At 53.2% G+C, this 18,984-nt stretch carries 19 protein-coding genes; 11 read left to right on the top strand and 8 right to left on the bottom strand.

Translation table 11 applies throughout. The features are described 5' to 3' along the window. Positions 1–49 precede the first annotated feature (49 nt). Entirely contained in the window at positions 50–3,019 is a 2,970-nt protein-coding gene (locus tag IPI63_RS12215; protein WP_292478700.1) for an S-layer protein domain-containing protein, read from the top strand. A gap of 59 nt (positions 3,020–3,078) precedes the next feature. Here the strand turns inward: IPI63_RS12215 and IPI63_RS12220 are convergent, their stop codons facing one another. Continuing rightward, on the bottom strand, positions 3,079–3,606 hold the full coding sequence (locus tag IPI63_RS12220; protein ID WP_292478701.1) for an imidazoleglycerol-phosphate dehydratase: 528 nt from the start codon (positions 3,604–3,606) through the stop codon (positions 3,079–3,081). Between the two features lie 267 nt (positions 3,607–3,873). Between IPI63_RS12220 and IPI63_RS12225 the strand changes: the two genes are divergently transcribed. After that, positions 3,874–4,944 (top strand): formate--phosphoribosylaminoimidazolecarboxamide ligase, encoded by a 1,071-nt coding sequence (locus tag IPI63_RS12225; protein ID WP_214066449.1) that lies wholly within the window; start codon positions 3,874–3,876, stop codon positions 4,942–4,944. Here IPI63_RS12225 and IPI63_RS12230 read toward each other — a convergent pair. Beyond that, positions 4,941–5,123: a hypothetical protein gene (locus tag IPI63_RS12230; protein ID WP_214066450.1), complete on the bottom strand. Its 183-nt coding sequence runs from the start codon at positions 5,121–5,123 to the stop codon at positions 4,941–4,943. The genes IPI63_RS12225 and IPI63_RS12230 overlap by 4 nt on opposite strands. Positions 5,124–5,134: 11 nt before the next feature. On the opposite strand from IPI63_RS12230, the gene IPI63_RS12235 reads away from it, so the two are divergent. Together IPI63_RS12235 and IPI63_RS12240 are read left to right on the top strand one after the other, a co-directional pair. Then, on the top strand, positions 5,135–6,325 hold the full coding sequence (locus IPI63_RS12235) for a sugar phosphate isomerase (RefSeq protein ID WP_292478702.1): 1,191 nt from the start codon (positions 5,135–5,137) through the stop codon (positions 6,323–6,325). Between the two features lie 64 nt (positions 6,326–6,389). Continuing rightward, positions 6,390–6,932: a metallophosphoesterase gene (locus tag IPI63_RS12240; RefSeq protein ID WP_292478703.1), complete on the top strand. Its 543-nt coding sequence runs from the start codon at positions 6,390–6,392 to the stop codon at positions 6,930–6,932. A 6-nt stretch (positions 6,933–6,938) separates the two neighbouring features. Here IPI63_RS12240 and IPI63_RS12245 read toward each other — a convergent pair whose 3' ends face one another. Further along, positions 6,939–7,352 carry a hypothetical protein gene (locus tag IPI63_RS12245; RefSeq protein ID WP_292478704.1) on the bottom strand — a complete coding sequence of 138 codons (414 nt, stop codon included), beginning with the start codon at positions 7,350–7,352 and terminating at the stop codon, positions 6,939–6,941. 221 nt (positions 7,353–7,573) lie between these two features. Between IPI63_RS12245 and IPI63_RS12250 the strand changes: the two genes are divergently transcribed. From IPI63_RS12250 to IPI63_RS12260, 3 genes are all read left to right on the top strand, one after another. Further along, a complete protein-coding gene (locus tag IPI63_RS12250) occupies positions 7,574–7,933 on the top strand; it encodes a hypothetical protein (protein WP_292478705.1) in 360 nt (119 codons plus the stop codon). A 225-nt stretch (positions 7,934–8,158) separates the two neighbouring features. Further along, entirely contained in the window at positions 8,159–8,347 is a 189-nt protein-coding gene (locus tag IPI63_RS12255) for a symporter small accessory protein (RefSeq protein ID WP_214065115.1), read from the top strand. Positions 8,348–8,352: 5 nt separating this feature from the next. Continuing rightward, on the top strand, positions 8,353–9,939 hold the full coding sequence (locus IPI63_RS12260; RefSeq protein ID WP_292478707.1) for a sodium:solute symporter: 1,587 nt from the start codon (positions 8,353–8,355) through the stop codon (positions 9,937–9,939). A gap of 58 nt (positions 9,940–9,997) precedes the next feature. On the opposite strand, the gene IPI63_RS12265 is transcribed toward IPI63_RS12260, so the two are convergent. Further along, the gene (locus tag IPI63_RS12265; protein ID WP_292478708.1) at positions 9,998–11,155 is read right to left on the bottom strand and encodes a hypothetical protein; all 1,158 of its coding nucleotides are present in this window, start codon (positions 11,153–11,155) and stop codon (positions 9,998–10,000) included. A gap of 239 nt (positions 11,156–11,394) precedes the next feature. Further along, positions 11,395–11,619 carry a hypothetical protein gene (locus IPI63_RS12270; protein WP_292478709.1) on the bottom strand — a complete coding sequence of 75 codons (225 nt, stop codon included), beginning with the start codon at positions 11,617–11,619 and terminating at the stop codon, positions 11,395–11,397. Between the two features lie 332 nt (positions 11,620–11,951). Between IPI63_RS12270 and IPI63_RS12275 the strand changes: the two genes are divergently transcribed. Further along, positions 11,952–12,623 carry a lactate utilization protein gene (locus tag IPI63_RS12275; RefSeq protein ID WP_292478710.1) on the top strand — a complete coding sequence of 224 codons (672 nt, stop codon included), beginning with the start codon at positions 11,952–11,954 and terminating at the stop codon, positions 12,621–12,623. Positions 12,624–12,792: 169 nt separating this feature from the next. Here IPI63_RS12275 and IPI63_RS12280 read toward each other — a convergent pair whose 3' ends face one another. Beyond that, positions 12,793–13,968 carry a redox-regulated ATPase YchF gene (locus tag IPI63_RS12280; protein ID WP_292478711.1) on the bottom strand — a complete coding sequence of 392 codons (1,176 nt, stop codon included), beginning with the start codon at positions 13,966–13,968 and terminating at the stop codon, positions 12,793–12,795. A 31-nt stretch (positions 13,969–13,999) separates the two neighbouring features. Beyond that, positions 14,000–15,091 (bottom strand): Coenzyme F420 hydrogenase/dehydrogenase, beta subunit C-terminal domain, encoded by a 1,092-nt coding sequence (locus IPI63_RS12285; protein WP_292478712.1) that lies wholly within the window; start codon positions 15,089–15,091, stop codon positions 14,000–14,002. Between the two features lie 80 nt (positions 15,092–15,171). Here IPI63_RS12285 and IPI63_RS12290 point away from each other — a divergent pair, with 80 nt between their 5' ends. The 3 genes from IPI63_RS12290 (at position 15,172) to IPI63_RS12300 (ending at position 17,493) form a co-directional block, all read left to right on the top strand. Continuing rightward, positions 15,172–16,182: a hydantoinase/oxoprolinase family protein gene (locus IPI63_RS12290; protein ID WP_214065828.1), complete on the top strand. Its 1,011-nt coding sequence runs from the start codon at positions 15,172–15,174 to the stop codon at positions 16,180–16,182. A gap of 76 nt (positions 16,183–16,258) precedes the next feature. Next, positions 16,259–16,693, top strand: a complete 435-nt coding sequence (locus tag IPI63_RS12295) for a flavodoxin domain-containing protein (protein ID WP_214065832.1) — start codon at positions 16,259–16,261, stop codon at positions 16,691–16,693. A gap of 239 nt (positions 16,694–16,932) precedes the next feature. Beyond that, entirely contained in the window at positions 16,933–17,493 is a 561-nt protein-coding gene (locus tag IPI63_RS12300) for a hypothetical protein (RefSeq protein WP_292478714.1), read from the top strand. A gap of 77 nt (positions 17,494–17,570) precedes the next feature. Here IPI63_RS12300 and IPI63_RS12305 read toward each other — a convergent pair whose 3' ends face one another. Continuing rightward, the gene (locus tag IPI63_RS12305) at positions 17,571–18,965 is read right to left on the bottom strand and encodes a Coenzyme F420 hydrogenase/dehydrogenase, beta subunit C-terminal domain (RefSeq protein WP_292478715.1); all 1,395 of its coding nucleotides are present in this window, start codon (positions 18,963–18,965) and stop codon (positions 17,571–17,573) included. Between the last annotated feature and the right edge of the window lie 19 nt (positions 18,966–18,984).

Genomic DNA, 18,984 nt, shown 5'->3' on the forward strand with positions numbered 1-18,984 from the left:
TGGGCATTATTCGAGTATGCATATCCATCATGGATCAATAAAGAGGTGAATGTTGATAATCAGAATCGTTCTGGTGATGGCATTGACCATCACTGTTATGCATCTGGGGCTTCTCTCCGGGGCAATTGCACAGGATGCAATAGAGGTGGCCACAGTCCGGGGCCACCTCGCCGATGGCAACGCCATCTGGAGGGCGGATGACTTCGGCTGGTTCTACTACGATCTGGATGAGAACTCCGGGGGAGAAGAACTGCTGATAAAAGATCTGGAGGGAAGAAGGGCAAAGAAGGGCAGCATAATCTACTCCTCCCGTACATGGTCAAAGCAGTTTGAGTACGCCCCCTGGGGGAGCTACGGGGTGGTAGGCCTCATGGGAAAACCCTATCTGGCCAGCTATCCCGAGAGCTCTTTTACAGAAGAGGTCAGCTCATTGGCCAGAGGAGAGCTGCGAGAGATACTCAGAGATGAGGATGAAGAGTACACCCTGACCTCCAATGATACCCTTCCTCTCGCTCAGGGCTACTCTCTGCTCGCTGCCGGGGCCTCGAAGAAGAACGGAGTGGTGAACTTCATCCTCCTGAAGGATGGAAAGCCCGTCTACGGATCTGTGGTGAGCATCGGCGACACCTTCGTCTATAAGGTAAACGATGTCCCGGTGATTCTGGCGCATCTGGCCAACTCCATGAGAAGCGATGATGGGGGATTCGTCTCAGTGGACGGTGTCTTCCAGATAAGCGACAGCCCGATTGCCAAGCTCGTCGAGGGAGGAGTCCTGGGCATCATGAAGCTGGATGATCTCTCAGAGGATGGGATTGAGTTCAGAAATGACATCGAACTGAACCTCAAAAGAAACAGCAGTATCCACCTGATTCCCTCTCTCCCGCTGATTATCCTTGATCAACCAGAGCTGATCTACTATCCACTGGGCATAATCGACGATTATGGGGTTCATGAGATAAGAGGTCCAACATTCAGCGACACCTTTTTCCCTGTGGAGGTAGCGGGTTATGACTCAACTGCCCTGGCCAGATGGAATGCCGCGAACTACAGCGGTTTCTTCTTTAATCCAAAAGATATGCTGGGAAATGAGGCCCTGGTTTTATACTCTGTCGACGGTCGGACGGCCTCTCCTCCTGTTAATCCGGTCATCTTCGAGGAAAACAATACCTTTTTTCAAAAAGGTTTTCAATACACAACGATGTTGGAACCCAAGGAATTTGATTTCGAGCCCTGGGGAGAATACTATGTGATTAATTTCTTAGGTGTGCAGTGGTTTGCTGGATACGATAGCAGTGGAACCGGCACAAAGGCAAAGAAAAGCCTGCTGGAGCAGGAGTATCTGGGGAAGGTTCTCTGGGATACAAAGCTGCAAGGACGGACATTCGCCGGCAACTACACCCTCCAGGAGGGATATGAGATTCGCATTCATGATGTGAGCAATGACAGCATATTTCTTGAGCTTTCAAAGGACGGAAGGTTCATAGAGAGCTCAGTGGTCAAACCCAACTCCACATATATCTATAAGAAGGATCTGGGTGATGTGGATGATCTGCCGGTGTTGATGGTTCATGTCGAAAATGTATTCACCAATGAGACGAAGGGCTTTGCCACCATCGATGCCATCTTCCAGATATCTGATCAATATCTGATTCCAGTGGAAAGAGGCGATGTAATTGGCAAGATGCGGATTGCCAAGATCTATCCCTTTGGCATAATCATGGTCAATGATGAATACATCCATCTGAACCGTGGTTCCAAGACCCACATTGCCCCGATGATGAACATCCGGGTGGCGGACAACGATACACTGCGATACTATCTCTATAACGAGCAGTATGTTGTTCCAGCTCCAGGTGCTCCATTGATAAGCATCCCAGATAATATAACCTCGAACGCTCCCGTCAATATCTCCATGTTCGAGCAGGCGGCGGAGATAAGACGGGTTGATGTGGAGATTGTGGACTCCTCAAACCGAACGGTGTTTTCCAGGGATATCACAAATCTCGGCCGGGGGTCGGGTGAGTTCTGGCTCTTTGAGTGGACCTGGAATGCCACCGTCCTTCGTCTCAGTGATGACAACAGCCAGATCATGGATATGGGGGATAATCTGGTACCAGCATTGCTGCGTTTGAACCAATCCTCTCCCGAAGAGCAGGTGGGGGTGTACTTCAACTCGACAGGGAGGATCGGCAGGATACTGGACAGCAACTCCATCTATTATGTATCCAGGAGCGAGTATCAGAAGCTGAAGGTCGCCTCGGATTATGATACAATGATCGCCAATGATACCCTCAGGAGGCAGTTTATAAAGATTGAGCCAGGGGTCAGCACTCTGCGCTTCCAGGACATTGTAAATGGCAGATTGAACCCCAGCAACGAGAATCATACCTTGCAGGGGACGATTGCCTCTCTTGAGCCCCATGCAAGGGAAGTTGGAGCTGATCCCGGACGGTATGAGCTAAGGGCGAGGATAGAGAATGCTGTCAATGCCATGCTGGCGACGGGAGAGTACTTCAATGTCACTCCCGCTCCCATGCGCGACATATATCTGGGTTCGGCAGAGGCCCTGCCCGGCGAGACCGTCTCCATTCCAGTGGAGGTCCCATCTTCCGGAATGGAAAGAGCGATCGATTTGAGATATGATTCCACCATTGCTCAGGCTCTTGATATATCTGGCAATTGCAGCCCCACCTGGCAGCTTGATGGGGCACAGCTTGATGGGGTGCAGCTTGATCAAGGGCAGCTTGGGAGGGGCGAGGGAAGGATCAAGATCAACTTCCCTGCCAACTGCAGCAAGGCGGAATTGAGCTTCAGAACGATTGGAGCAAATTCGAGCGTCAACATCAATGCAACTGGATGGAGTGGCTTTGAGCCGGAGGATATCACCAATGGCACCATAACCGTACTTCCCCTAAAGAGCACTGCAGATGAGACAAAGAAGGGCAATGCCCCAGGTTATGCCGTATCTCTTATCACAGTGTCCCTTGCCCTTGTACTCCATCTGAGGCGGAGGGGCTAGGCAAGGGCAGTGGGGCAGGCCCTCTTGATTTCTGATTATTTCATTTGCTCTTTGGCCTTTTATTTTCCGGAGTCTTTCAGGGCCCTCTTAATCGCTCTGCCCAGAGCAATGCTCATGCCCTCGATCTTGCTGCTATCATCCCCGTCATCAGCTCTCACTATCAGAGTGAACCCACCACTGTAGGCCAGGGCACGGAGGAAGTGGCTGAGGTTCTCCAGGGCCATGCCCCCAAAGCTCTCGCTCTCAAGGCTGAACTCCCCCCGGTATCCGGGCTCTCCGAAGCGCACTGCTGCCGCCGCCAGGGCCTGGCCCGAGGGCACAGTTGAACTCCCAATACCGCTTTTTATCGTCTGGGCGATTGCCCTTCCCAGGGTTATCCCCGTATCCTCAATGGTGTGATGGTCTCCGGTCTCAAAATCTCCTCTGGCCCTGATCTTCAGATCGAAGGATGCCCCTTTTCCCATATTGGTCAAGATCATATCCAAGAGCTCAATCCCCGTCCTGATATCAATGCGACCCGAACCCTCAGTCTCCAAGGCTACATCGATGCAGGTCTCCTTTGTCTCTCTTCTGTTCAGCTGTAGCATGATATGCCATTACCTTCGTTGAAACTTTTAAGCTCATCGATCCGGAAAAGGGATATATATCTTTTTAATTTAAATGGATTTGATTCTGTGGCTCGCCCTCAATCTCTCTTTGTGCTCCAATCTTCATCCATCCCATCTTCATCCATCCTATCTTCATCCATCCTATCTTCATCCATCCTATCTGCGCACCTTGCTCTCTCCGAAGGGCTTATCTACCTTTGAGCCAACCCAATTATTTCAAAGATCATAATTCAAAGGGATATCATCATGATTTCTAAAGAGGAGATTTCGGAGATACTGAAGGGATACGATAAGAAAAATATCACTATAGCCACCATCTGCTCGCACAGCAGCCTGCAAATCTTTCATGGCGCCCGTCAGGAAGGATTCAAGACCCTGGGCATCTGCATCGGCCAGCCACCCCGATTCTATGATGCCTTCCCCTTAGCCAAGCCTGACAGGTTCGCCTGCATTGAGAGCTATAAGGCCCTGCTGGACTATGCTGATGATCTTGTCGCAGAGAACGCCATTGTAATCCCTCATGGATCACTGGTCGAATATCTGGGGATTGAACACTTCGAGTCCCTGGCAGTGCCCACATTCGGCAACCGTCGCGTCCTGGCCTGGGAGAGCGACAGGGAGATGGAAAGGGAGTGGATGCTGAGGGCGGGAGTCAATGTGCCCATGCGATTTGAGAAGGCAGATGATATCGACCGCCCGGTGATGGTCAAGTATCATGGAGCCAAAGGGGGGCGGGGGTTTTTCATAGCCAAGACCAAAGAAGAGCTGCAGAGCAAGATGAGCAGCCAGGATAAGTACACCATCCAGGAGTTCATCCTGGGCACCAGATACTATATCCATTTCTTCTACTCGCCCATTAAGCAGGAGGGATACAGGCTGAGCAAGGGGTCACTGGAGATGCTGGGCATAGACCGGAGGGTGGAGTCGAATGCCGATGAGATATTCCGCATCGGCAGCATGAAAGAGCTGGCCGAGGCGGGCATCTATCCCAGCTTTGTGGTCACCGGCAATCTGCCCTTAGTGCTTCGCGAGTCGCTTCTCCCCAGAGCCTTTGAGCTGGGGGAGCGGGTGGTGGAGACCAGCCTCGACCTCTTCGGGGGAATGATCGGCGCCTTCAGCCTGGAGACCATAGTGACCGATGAGCTGGAGTTCAAGGTCTTTGAGATATCAGCCAGGATAGTCGCTGGAACCAATCTCTATATCAACGGCTCTCCTTACTCCGATTTGGTTGAGCCGGAGCTCTCCAATGGCAGGCGCATTGCTCAGGAGATAAAACAGGCGAATGAGCTGGGTCTGCTGGATGAGATCGTGAGCTAGAAGGCCAAAGCGGCCTGCAGCCCCCCAGCGAATAGCACTGCAAAGAGAACTGTAAAAGAAATTATGAAGAGAACGTGAAGGAGCTGTGAAGGAGCTTTGAAGGAAATTATAAATGGAGCTGGGAGGAGAATTGCGAGGGCGTTATCCGACCCAGAAGGCTTATCTTTTCCCGGCTTCACAGAGGGCCGTTATGTCAGAACCGATAAAAACCTTCCACGAATCCACTGATCTGCAATGCAGCTTTCTGGAGAAGCTGCTGCATCTGGATATGCCCAGCGTGGCAGATTTCTCCGAGTCCATGGTGGACTTCCTCCAGCCTTCACCAGAGAACAAATTCGTCTACGGCCTTGCGGCGGGACGGTCAGCTCTTGCCCTTTACAGCTTCATGCAGCTCATCCAGAACCATTTTGAGAACGTTTTTCCCTTCACCCTGGAGGACCCTGTTCAGAGGCACTACCGCAGGGGGATGAACCTGGGCATTGCCATATCAGGCTCTGGGGAGACACAATCGGTTAACAAATATATAAGCGATTTTATCACTCGCGGCGGGGACATCAAGCTCATCACCGCCAATGAAAGAGGAACCGCCTACAAGATGGTGAGCGAATATGAGAGAGGGGAGGTCTTGGTGATCAAGGCCAGGACGAAGCATGCTACAGAGAAGGATACGCGTTCCAGGCTATCCCCTCTGGGCACGGAGTTCGAGCTGGAGGTTCTGGCCTTCTTGAATGCCCTTTTCGCAGATATTCAATGCCGGCTCAAGGGTATCTGCGATACAAGCTGCCCGGAGTATCAATCCATAATCATGGATCTGATAGAGAATGCCAGGCTCATCTCCGGCATGGACCCCCAGCATCTGGAGGAGTGGCTGATCAGGCTCCTGCCCCGCAGCGGAAGATATATCATCGGCGGAGTGGGCAGATCGGGGCTGGTGGCGAGGGCCTTTGAGATGAGGTTCACCCATCTCAATAAGATCAGCTATTGGGAGAGGGATTTCAATACCCCCAGCTTTCAGATAGGGGATGTCTACATACCAATTACCGGAACCGGCAACACCTATGAGACTCTGAAGGGGACGAATATGGCCCTGGCAAAGGGAGCTGATGTCATGCCTATAACTGCCAATCCCTCATCCCGCCTGGCCTCCATCCTGAACGATTGCAAAAGAGGCAGGGATATCGCTGTGGTGCCAGTGAAGGAGGAATACCAAAACCTCTTCAGCGGCGACTCCTCCTCTACCACCTGGCTTATGTCAGACTATACCAAGTTCAGGTATCCCATCTTTGAGATCAATGCCTCAATATTCACCAACAGCGTAGTGGCAGTGGGGGCGGAGTTCCTGGGCATAGTAGAGGCTGGCATGAGGCGGATGCACGTTTGAGCGGCAGGGGATAGCTCTCCCGATATACCTCCTCCAAGATGCTGTGATAGATAGCTGTGATTTGATGACCAGGATAATAGCTCTCTCTGATACCCACCTGATGAATGATGACCGCCTCCCTGTGGCGGTGGTGGCACTGGCAAGGAGGGCGGACATCATCCTTCATGCCGGAGACTTCGTCTCCCTTCAGGCCTACTCTGACCTGAAGAGTCTAGGCAGGCTGGTGGCAGTGAGGGGAGACTCAGACTCGCCCCAGCTCAAGAGCCTCCTGCTGGAGAGGGAGGTGCTGGATGTGGAGGGGGTGAGGATCGGCCTTGTTCACAGGGCCTCACACAGCTCCGATCTGCTTGGGGCGGAGATGATGGCCAGGGAGATGGATTGCGATGTCCTGGTATTCGGACATATCCACCGCCCCATCATAGAGAGGGGCAATAGGCTCCTCATCTCTCCTGGCAGCATCACTCTTCCCCGGATGTCTGCTCCCTCGCTGGCTGAGATTGAGATCGAAGAAGGCAGGGTGCAGGGCAGGATCATTCCCATCGGAAGCCCGGTCTGCAATTATCTGAGGTATGCTGAGGAGCTGGGAAAAAGGAGGGCTGAAGAATGAATATCTTCAGGCTTCTATGATTATAAAATCATCCAGACTGAGCACAAACCAGACGCCATCCTTTCCATGACCCTTGAGGTCTCCGGGGGCGGAATCCTCATGATAAAGGTACAGAGGCCATCCCTTGTAGGCGGTCTGATTCAACCCATCCTTCCTTATGGCAGGAGCGAAGTCTGAGGGGTTCAAAGATTCTGGCAGGGTGATATTTTCGGCATAGAAGACAGGCCAAAACTCAAGGCATTCATCATAACAGCTGCTGCTGCCATCTCCTGGATCGCCTATGAAGTAGTAAAGGGTAAATCCCGTCTGATTTACCATATACAATCCCAGGCTCTCGTTGCTGCTCAGATCTATTGTATACGCTCCTTTCTCTTCTGCTGCAGTTGCGAGGCTGGCCAGGATGGAAATGGCCAAAAGCAAGATGCTAATTCTTGATATCAAATGCAATAGAATCACCTTTGTGGTTTTTATCATGCTGATGCTTAAAACTTTCGATGGCATAAAGGTCAATTTCCTTCATCTGTTTACCTTTGCACTTGAATAAAATATTATGAAAATGTTTTTTAAAAATTGATCTATTCTGGTCAAAAAGTACTTAAACTTCTGGCTGCTTATCTTTATTTTGAAGGATGTAGAGTCAGATGCCCACCTGCGAACATAAGCTATCTGGCAGCAAAGAGAAGATCTGGCTGCCGTACTATTTCGAGGGAAGAGAACGGGGACTCAAGCCCCACTCCTACTGCACCAAATGCGGACTGATCAAAAATCTATCCTCTGAAAGGCCGCGAAGCATAGGATATTTTATGAACCTGATTGCAGATTTAGGCCAGCGCCATAAGATCGCTAAGACGCAGGTCAGGCTCATAGCTTTGGAGATGGAACGGCTCAATATGGATGACAGTTTTGGAATGGACCGGCAGCAGCAAGAGGACCTTTTTGTGGATATTACAGTGAAGATCCTCAATCTTCCACCCAGGGCAGTTTCGGAATTATTGATATAAATATACAATTTAGATAATCTATGCAGTGCATGGAAAAAAACATAATGTATAATCCTGACCGACATCCTTATAGCTTGAACTTGCTACATGCTATCACGTGCCACAAAAAGCCCTTGCCATTCTAAGGGCTGATTGGGCAACCAGAAGAACCAGACGGAGATATGATTCACTGCATTGATCTGCGGCGTGTAGAGATATGCTGCAGCAATGGGGTTGGTGTTAAGCATGCTCGGCATTGAGGATCCTTGGATCTGGGGCGTCTATATTCTCTGTATACTAAGCACACTCTTATGCGTGATTTACGGCATTGTCAACTGGAATCGAGGCAGTGAGCTTGAGGCACAGGAGATCTTAGAGGAGGCTGCCTGGGAATCGAGAGAGGAGGAGATGGAGGAGAAAGAGCTGGGGTTGTGATAAGGATGAATCTACTTCTATTCAATGTCATCATATTGATATACCTTCTGATCACTCTTTATCTCGGCTATCGGGGATGGAAGGGTACTAAAGACACAGAGGGCTACCTTGTAGCAGGCAGGAAGGCCCATCCTTATATCATGGCCATGAGCTATGGCGCGACATTTATCAGCACCTCGGCCATAGTGGGATTTGGCGGAAATGCAGGGCTTTTCGGTATGGGTCTGCTCTGGCTTACATTCTTCAATATCTTTGTGGGAATATTCATAGCCTTTGTCTTCTACGGCAAAAGAACCAGAAGGATGGGGCATAACCTCAATGCCATGACCTTCCCTGAGCTGCTCGGGAGGAGATTCGACAGCAAATTCATCCAGTACTTCAGCGGCCTGGTGATCTTTCTTGGAATGCCCCTTTATGCCTCAGTGGTCCTGATAGGGGCAGCAAGATTCATGGAGACCACTCTGGCCATAGACTTCGATGTGGCATTGCTGATATACTCAGTTATAATCGCTGCTTATGTTGTCTGGGGAGGGCTTCGGGGGGTCATGTACACCGATGCCTTTCAGGGCACCATCATGTTCATCGGCATGGCCTTCCTCCTGTTGATGACCTACTCCCATCTGGGAGGAATAGCCATCTCCCACCAGTCCCTCACAGACATGGCCCATCTCGTTCCCGGCAATCTCGCTCAGATGGGGCATAAAGGCTGGACAGAGATGCCCATCTCCGGCAGCAGTTGGTGGTGGACGCTGGTCTCCACCATAGTCTTAGGGGTGGGAATAGGAGTCCTGGCCATGCCACAGCTTGCTGTTCGGTTCATGACTGTCAAGTCCGGCCGGGAGCTTAACCGGGGGGTTCTGATTGGAGGGATATTCATCCTCTTTATGACCGGGGTCGCCTTCACAGTGGGGGCCCTCTCCAATGTCTTCTTCCTCCAGACCCAGGGCGATATAGCCATCAAGGTTGCCGGCGGGAATGCCGATAGCATAATACCCGTCTATATCAATGCGGCGATGCCGGAGTGGTTCGTCTATATCTTCATGCTCACCCTCCTGGCAGCAGCGATGTCCACCTCCAGCTCGCAGTTCCATACCCAGGGAAGTGCCATTGGCAGGGATGTATATGAGACGATAAGCCAGAAGAGAGGGGGCAGCTCCATCATGGTCACCAGGGCAGGCATAATTCTGGCCATGGTGATCGCTGTCACACTCGGTTATGTCCTTCCAGACAATATAATCGCCCGGGGCACTGCAATCTTTTTCGGCCTGTGCGCATCTGCATTCCTTCCCATGTATACCACTGCTCTGTACTGGAAGAGGGCCACTAAAGCAGGAGCTATCGCCGGCCTGTTGACAGGAACATTTGTAACCGTATTATGGTATCTGTTCATCCACAAAGCAGAGGCAGTGCCACTGGGAATAAGCAAAATGCTCCTGGGCCGGGACCTGCTGGTGGCGGATATGCCCTGGCCAGTGGTGGATCCGATTATGGTTGCCCTGCCACTGGCGGCACTTGTCACAGTTGTGGTGAGCCTGATCACAAAGAGAATGGACAGAGGACACCTGGAGGATTGTTTCCGGGGGCTGAAATAGGCAGGCTCTGGCCGTTCTCGCTCTCCACTCTTTCTCTTATTTTTCCTTTTTCGCCCGCCTAAACCAGGGCCTCTTCCAGCGGTCTTCTGGGGGTCGGCTCTCTGGTGCCATCCTTCAGGCAGAAGATATGGAGGATCAATCCATCTGCTGCTCTGTCCTCCCCGGTCTCCTCGCCCTCCCAGGCTTCCCCGGCCAGCAGGCCAGATGCCCTCGATTCTGTCTCCGTCCATTGCAGTGCCTGGCTCATCGGCTCCAGGCCAAGCCCATAGTGGCTGCTCAGTAAAGATATGCGTTCCAGGAGCCTGCCTGCTCTGACCTGGGATTCTCGATCATACCTTTTGCTGGCGATGATTCCCAGAAAGAGGGAGTTGTCAATGATCTCGGTGTCCGCCTCTATCCGGTCGGGAACGCTGTCCAAGAAGGCCATCTTTGCCTGAGCAATCTTGGCCTGAACTCCTGTCGGCCCCATGCCTCCCCGCGAGAGCCAGTGGCCCAGCTCGCTCTTGAAGGTGATATTGGAGTATAGCGCCCTGTCGGCAACCTCAGTCAGGCTCAAGAGCCTCTCCTTGGTCTTGAGGTCGTCCAGAAGGATGATGCTGATGTCCGGGTCGGTGTTGAGGGCTCTGATGGCAGCTGCAATCTCTTCAGTGCGTCTACTGATGCTTTCTTGCTCAATGGGGCTCTCAGTTCTCTTCTGGCTGGCGTTCATCCCGTCCGGGGTGATGGCAGAGAAGAGGCGGGGGTCTGCTGATGGCATGGCGCCGGGCTGCAATGAGACTCTGGCCACGATATCATTGGACTGAGAAGCATTCGATGCTGATGAGGCTGGTTTGGGGAAGTAGCTGATAGTGCTGCTGTAGCCGAAGTGGTCAGCAGCGATGATCAGATTCTCAATAGCTCCGCCAATGCTGGAATACATCTCCCTCTTATTGCTGTCAGCAGCCTTAAGCCACCTGGATTCATCAGCAAGAATCATGATCTCATCAGAGGAGATATCGAACCTCCAGGGCTGGGTGTTGTAGATGGACGGGGCCAGTATAGCATAATTGAGCAGGAAGGCCATCCTCTCCTCTGAGCTGCCGTTTTGAGGAAAATCGCTCTCCTTGACGCCCCAGGGGGCAAGGGATTCATTCGGCTGCCATATAATCCCTGGCACCAGCATTCCCACAACTAAAAATAGGCTTATCAATACAACTTTGCCAGCAGACGGTCCCATCTTCATGCCTCATCGAGCTTAATCTTAAAAAAGAGCATTTGGCGCCAGGGAAATATAACCTGCGGTAGGAGGGTATGCGATCGCAGACTACAATCGCATCGATATCTCATCGACATCCCATAGATATCTCATCGACATCCCATAGATATCTCATCGACATCCCATAGATATCTCATCGACATCCCTAGATATGTTCTCATAAGTTGCTTTCTGTGCCCCATATGGCCGATATTCCATCCTCATACTGTCTGGAGGGCATTGGGTATGCGCCGCTCGGCTGAAATCAGTTCTATGCTCTTATGCAGATCATATTCCAGCTCACAGCTCTCTATCACAGATATCTTTCGATCTATCTCCTCAGCCTCAGCCATGCACTGCTCCAGTTGCTTTAGCAGTGCTGATTTGCGTTTAAGCAGAGCAGCCTTTTGGCGCGAGAGATCTTCCAGCACAGGCATCTTAATCATCCTCCGTCTGACACATACATTCAAAATTTATCATTATTAATTATTATGTATAAGCATAAAAACATTTCGGTCCTGTACTGGATTTGCATAGTCCAGGGTCATGCAGTCTCGGGTCATACAGTTCAGTATCGTGCAGTCTATGGTTATACAGTTCAGTATCGTGCAGCCTATGGTCATACAGTTCAGTATCGTGCAGTCAAGGCTCACGCAGTCCAGGATCATGCAGTCAAGGCTCATACATTTCAGAATCGTGAATGTGTAGCCTCTTTGTCTCAGAATAAAGGCCAAACTATATCTGAATTGGAGGACTTATATCATATGAGGCTAAGGAGATGGAACATCCCGACAAGTATAGTGCAGTTAACCTGCTGCCCGATCTCAATCTCGATACAGAGAAATGGAACCGGATACCTGAGGAGCAGGCCATTGTATCAACTGTAAAGGCGATCGAGGGGCGAGGGATAGAGGTTATAAGATCGCAGGATGGCAGCCAGGCGCTGGCCAGGATCAAGGAGCTGATTCCTCCCGGATCGGAGGTCATGAATGGCTCTTCGACCACCCTCATCGAGATAGGCTTCCAGGATCTCATGGATAGTGGCAAGCATGAATGGAAAAATCTGAAGCAGGTGGTAACTTCAGAGAATGATGCTCACAAGAGGGCCAACCTCAGGCGCAAGACCGTCACCTCCGATTACTTCCTCTCGGGAGTGAATGCCATAGCCATGACCGGAGAGCTGGTAGCCTGTGATGCTAGCGGAAGCAGAGTTGGTGCCTGGCCTTATGGTGCAGGAAGGCTGCTGCTGGTGGCAGGGGTGAATAAGATCGTCCCCACCCTAGAGGATGCCCTGCGCCGCATAAAGGAGTTCACCTTTCCCCTGGAGGATGTTCGCTCTCACAATGTCTATGGGGTTGCCAGCATGATTGGAAAGTGCGTCATCCTTGCCAATGAGTCCCAGCCTGGCCGGGTGACGCTTCTCTTAATAGATGGAAGCTATGGATATTGATCCTCGAAAAAAAATGATGCCCAACCATCGGCCCTTCTTTAAATATAAAAGGCAAAAGCTGCTTCGCGGCACTCCGGCTCAGGATGAACAGGAACGGCATATTGCAGAAGCGGCATATTGCAGAAGCAGCATATCGCTACTGGCCAGGGGAATCATGCTGCTGCTGCTCTCACTTCGTCGAGACTATCTTTATCACATCCCCGTCCTTCAGCTCGTGCTTCTCCCCCAGGCGCATCTTGCTCCGGGCATCGATGGCGAACAGAAAGCTCTCCCCGATGTCCGAGTGCACCCGGTAGGCGAGATCGCGGGCGGTGCTCCCCCGCTTCATCAGGAAGGCATCGGGCAGTATCACCCCTTTCCTGTCGGTGAATTTATTCTCATCCTCCACAGGATAAAGAACGATATAATCCAATAGATCGAATACCGCCCGGTTGATGCACTCCTGCACCCCGGTTCCGCCGTACTCCTTCATCAGAGCCCTGATCTTATCCAGGCCCGCCTTCTGTGCGGGATTGAGCTCTCCTTTGACCTGGAAATCAGGATCTCCAGGCCGGTAACTGATCAGGCCCGCCTTCTCTGCCATCCGCAAAGCGATCTCCGCTGCCCCGCTGACCGGTATCACCATCTCATCCTTCAGCGCCAGCAGCCTCTTCACGTTCTCGGGTGGAGCGAGATCGATCTTATTAGCGGCCAGGATCATGGGCTTGCTGTACTTTCGCAGCAGTGTGGCGAAGGCCTTCACATCCTCAGCATTCCAGCTTCCCAGATCCTTTTTCATCTCCGCCAGGGCGCGGCGAATGTGGCTGTCTGATACCCCCGCCCCCGCCATCTGCTCGATCAGGACCTGATCCGGTTTTCCTCCCAGGGCGCGGAAGTTCCTCATCAATTTCTCCCAGTTTCTGTTGAGGATGCCATTGAGCCACATGCCGATCTCGTGCTCCAAAAATCTCACATCGGATACGGGATCGTAGTTCCCCGTCCCCACAGGGTTTCCTTCGGCATCGGTGCCGCCGGAGGCATCCAGGACATGAATCACCGCCTCCGCCACCCGCAGGGCATCAAGGAACTCATTGCCCAGCCCCTTGCCCAGGTGAGCATCAGGCACCAGGCCGGCAACATCGATCAGCTCAATGGCGATGAAGCGCACCCCGTCATTGCATCTACCGCAGCCCTTCTCAATGCCCAGGTCCCGGCAGGCACAGGGGACGCGAACATAGGAGACGCCGTGATTAGCATCGATGGTGGTGAACGGGTAGTTGGCGATATCCACCTCTACCAGGGTTGCAGCCTTGAAAAAGGTGGATTTGCCAGAGTTCGGCTTTCCAGCCAGCCCGACAGAGAGCATATCAGGTCAACTTTCCTTGCTCATCCGGCGTTCAGCGGCTGATGCCAGTGGCGTTCATCTCTGCTGACCTGCTCAGAAACCGGCTCTCCTTCTCCTTCGCCAGCCTGCTAGCCAGGGCCAGACCCTTCTCAGATACGCGCTTCTCCTGCAGAGCACCTGCCGCCAGGGCGCCGGTGTAGAGCCTCTCCCCCTTATCGGTGCGGAAAAGAACAGTCGACCAGCCTTCACTGGATCCCACGCTGCCCACGGATATGTCTGCCAGCTCGCTGGCAAAGTCAAAGCAGGGCCCGCATCCCTTGAAGGCATACTCCTCGGTCTCCTCCAGCTTCACCTCACTGATCTTGCCCTGCTTGTCGATCACCCGGAGCATGCCCTTCTTGATCTCAAACCGGGCCACATCCCTGGGATCAAGGCCGAACCTGCCCTTCACCAGGCCATCCATGAGCAGATCATAGTCGAAGTTCTCATAGCAGAAGAGGCCGATGAGCAGGGCTATCTTATCCTGACCGAACTGGTAAGGCTCGTCGAGGAGCTGAACCTTTCTCAATCCCTGGATCTGACAGGGGGTACCTACAAAGGCGATCTTCTCGCAGCCCATCTCCAGGGCCTCAGCCAGGGCATTGACGCTGTTGTTTATGGTATACTTGGTGCCAGCGGCGGACCTGATCTCCTCGGCGGTGGTGGCAACCCGGGCTGTTGTCCTCCATTCATCATCCTTGTCGGTCACAATGGCGCAGTCGATCATCCCCGACTCCAGCGCCCAGACGAGCAGGGCAGTGGCCACGCCACCGTCCTGTGCCAGACCCTCGCGGGAGATGGCCTGAGCAGAGACGGCTTTCCTGTATATGCCCAGCATCTCCTCCGGTCTCCTGGTCCTGCCGAATAACTTGGACTCCATGTAGCCCATATCCAGGAAGCTTCTGGGGCAGTAGGTGAAGCACAGGCCGCAATGGGGATCGTACATCACCAGCTCTGGCCTGTCCTCCACATGCTCAATCCTGGGACAGAGGGCCTCACAGGTGCCACAGCGACTGCATATATCCGATTTTATGACCTTATACTCCAGCTCCCCGAAACCATATTCCAGGTAAGTGGGCTCTGCAATCTTCTCCTTAGCAGCCATGATCATGATCTCCAAAAGTTAGGTGCGTGAATAACCTCCCGACCTAAAGCTTTTATGGTTCGAATGAGCTCTGCTCGCAGATGATCCTGGGACTGGATATCGGCGGAGCGAACACCAAGGCGGCGAGTGCTGACGGCAAATACGCCCAGAGCGTCTATCTTCCCCTCTGGAGGAGGTCGCCCCTGGAGAAGATTTTGAAGAGGATCAATGCAGAGCAGAAGCCGCAGGCTGTGGCGGTGGTCATCACCGGAGAGCTGGCGGACTGCTTCTCCTCCAAGAGGGAGGGGCTGGAGAGCATCATGGCCACAGTCCGCCGGGCCTTCTCCTCACCGGCATCCTCCTGCCCGGTCTATTTCTGGGGCTATAGCGGGTTTAGGGGAAGAGATATAGAAGAGCCGACCGATCAGGCCGATATCCTGGATGTCGCTGCCGCCAACTGGTCAGCATCGGCAGAGCTTCTGGCGCGCGAGCTGGGCGACTGCCTCTTTGTGGATATGGGCAGCACCACCACCGACCTGATCCCCATTGTAGCCAGGCCCCTGGCGGCAAAGACCGATTTTCTCCGCCTTTCCCGGGGAGAGCTGGTCTATATGGGGCTCTTGCGCACCAATCTCAATTCCATCCTCCCCCTGGCCAGGATCAGAGGGCAGCAGGTGCCTGTAGCCCCGGAGCTTTTCGCCATAATCGCCGATGCTCATCTCGCTTCAGGGCATATAGATCCGGATCGGTACACCTGCGACACCCCGGATGGGACGGATGTGAGCCGCATCTCATCCCTGCGCCGGCTGGCGCGCTCGGTCTGTGCCGATCTGGAGGAGATCGGAGAGAGGGGAGCCCTGGCCATAGCAGAGCAGGCCTGCATAGAGCAGAAGAACAGGCTCATAGCAGCCATTGAGAGGCAGGCAGAGCTGCACCGCCTGGAAAGGGTAGCAGCAGCGGGGATAGGTGAGGAGTTGATCGCCGAGGCGGCAACGAGACTGGGGCTGGACTGCATCCCCCTCTCAGAATTGTATGGCAGCAGGATCTCGGATCTCTTTCCCGCTTATGCTGCAGCGAGGCTGCTGGAGACGGATCCGGTCTATCTTCAATGATGTTCCGTTCCGCCTCGACCCCCCCCGACCATTAACTAGTTATAAAAATGCAGTGATCAGCCTTCAGGGATTGAAAATGCCGAAGATAGCGATAATCTATGCCAGCCAGTCTGGAAAGACAAAGAAGATGGCAGAGGCGATTGCCAGTGGGGCGAAGAGCGTTGCGGGCGTCGATGTAGTGGCAAAGCCCGTCTTCCAGGCAAAGGCCGATGATGTCCAGGATGCCGATGCTGTCATACTGGGCGGCTCGACCTATAACAGCAAGCTCATCAGGACCATGGATCCATTCCTGGCCCAACTGGAGAAGCTCGACCTGAAGGGCAAGGTGGGAGTGGCCTTCGGCTCGTATGGGTGGAGCGGAGAGGGGGTGCCCATCCTCATCGACCGGATGAAATCATTTGGCATGTCGGTGATCGAGCCTGGGACGACAGCAGTGCAGCTTCCCAGCAAAGAGGATCTGGAGAGGTGCACGGAGCTGGGAAAGACGGTAGCCAATGGCCTGCTGAACTGAATGGTTCCTCCATCCAGAGCAGCCCTTGGCGATGTCATTCCCATATCGTCTTTCCTGGCCATAACGGCCCCCCCTCCTCGCATGTCCGCACCACGGTTTTATCTTTTTTAGATGCACGCATGCGCCTTAAATACAGGTTGCCCCTCCAATCGAGATGAGAATACTTCGACGGCCAGGCTGCCACCAGAAGAGCCGGCATCCGTAAGGCCGGCGGGAACGGGACTGGCGGAATGAGGCTGATGGGAACAAGGCTGGAGAGAACGGGGCCGACGGGAACGGGACTGATGGGAACGAGGCTGATGGGAACTGGGCTGACGGGAACGAGGCTGACGGGAATGAGGCTCGCATTCAAGGGAGCCGCCCTCCTCTTTCTGCTGGTCAGCCTTACAGCTTGGGGCATGCCTGCCTCATTCTATCAGGCACTGGCCAGGATGGACACCTCATCTTACCTTTGCGTCAAGAACTATGATGCCGGGGCCAGTGTCACTGAATCGTACACGAACTTCGATCATCTGGAGAAGGAGACGGAGATCACCAGCCAGTCCTTTCATCCCTCAAATAGCAGTAATGATAGCAGCAGAGGTTATGCGACCCTCGATGCCTCGATAAGCTCCGCATTTACCGGCAGGGCTCACATTGCCTGGCAGTCCAGAGAGGTAAACCCCGGCCTCTACGGACGTCATGTGGCGTATGGATTGATGCAGGAGGATCTGATTGGCACCTGGAGCATGGAGAGGCTCATCCATCTGAGCAGCAACAATTCCCGTTTCACCCGGCAGGATTGGCTTGCTTGCAGCTAATTTCTGGTTCTCAGCCCTTTTCTGCGGATAAAACGGGGAATATTCAATTGAGCAATTGAGAAATGGAAATGGTGGCCTCAAGGGAGTTTGACCCTCTGCAGATTGATGTCCGCGCTCTCCCTCTTGATCCTGGCCAGCTTGACGATATCCTCTCGTTTTGCCTCTTTGCGGGCCAACTGCAGCCCATGCAGCAGCTCTTCGCCCTTTTTTGATCTGACTATCACTGTGGAGTATCCCTCCGGGCTTCCCACCGATCCTATGGAGATGTCGGCCAGCCTGGAGACCAGGTCGCCGCATAACCGGCAGCCTTCTCGAATATCATCCTCCAGCTCCCGGACGCTGCAGGAGTACTCCTCTTCACCTAAAGTGGCAATGAATCTTCCTTTTGCGATCTGAACTTTATTTGCATCTTCTATATCGATGCCTAAGAGCTCATTCATATGATCTTTCAATCTCCTGTAGTCAAAGCTCTCAAAGCAGAACAGGCCGAGGAGGAAAATCTCTGCATCCGGATATCTATCCTCAAGATAGCCTGATTGCTCCAGCCTCCTGACCACCCTGATCTGACAGGGGGTGCCGACCACGGCAATTCTCCTCTTCCCCTCCCCCAGAGCCTCAAGAAGGGGGGGCAGAACTGAGAGGCGCACATATTTCGTCCCCTTCGCCCTGACCACAGCATCGATATCATCTACTGCGACAGCCCTCCCTCCAAACCCCGCTCTCTCATATGCCACCACAGCCGAGTCTATCAGATCTTCTTTCAGGGCGCGGGAGAGAAGAGAGGTGGCAACCCCGCCATCCTGCCCCCTGATCTCCGCTCTGGCAGAGAAAATCTCGCTGCAGACCCCCAGGAGATCATCCCTCTCCCCTTTGAGATGCTCCTCCTCTATCCTCAGGCAATCATCAGCAGTGAGGGGGAAGATGTTTTTCTGCTCACTGATCGCACTGGTGGGGCAGACCATAGAGCAGGCACCGCAGGCGATGCAATCCTCGGACAGCTCCCCGTATGGGGCGTCCACATCCCTCTCAGTGCCCCGGTTCTGAAAGTTGATGGCGAATACACCCACCAGCTCTGCACAGACCCGACAGCACAGGCCGCAGAGAATGCATCTCTCAGCCTCTGGCAGGAATCTAGGTTCACGGATCCCGTATTCTCCTGCCAGCTTCTGGATCGATTCCTCTTTCGAGCATCTGGCAAAAAGAAGCTCCACTACCATCCGCCTGAGGTTCAGGACTGCAGGGGTGGCCGTCCTGACCACCAGCCCCTCTTCAACTGGATAGTTGCAGGCGGTGACGAATCTCTTTTTGCCCTCCTTTTCTATCTCCACAGTACAGAGCCTGCATGACCCAAAGGGCTCAAGCGCAGGGTGATGGCATAAGGTGGGAATATGGATTCCTGCCGATAGGGCCGCCTCGAGAATAGTGGCAGCGCCGTCCGTCTCTATCTGATGATCATCGATCCAGAGCCTCAACTTCCTCCACCTCAAAAGA

Source organism: Methanothrix sp. (genome assembly GCF_016706325.1).
Taxonomy (GTDB): Archaea; Halobacteriota; Methanosarcinia; order Methanotrichales; family Methanotrichaceae; genus Methanothrix.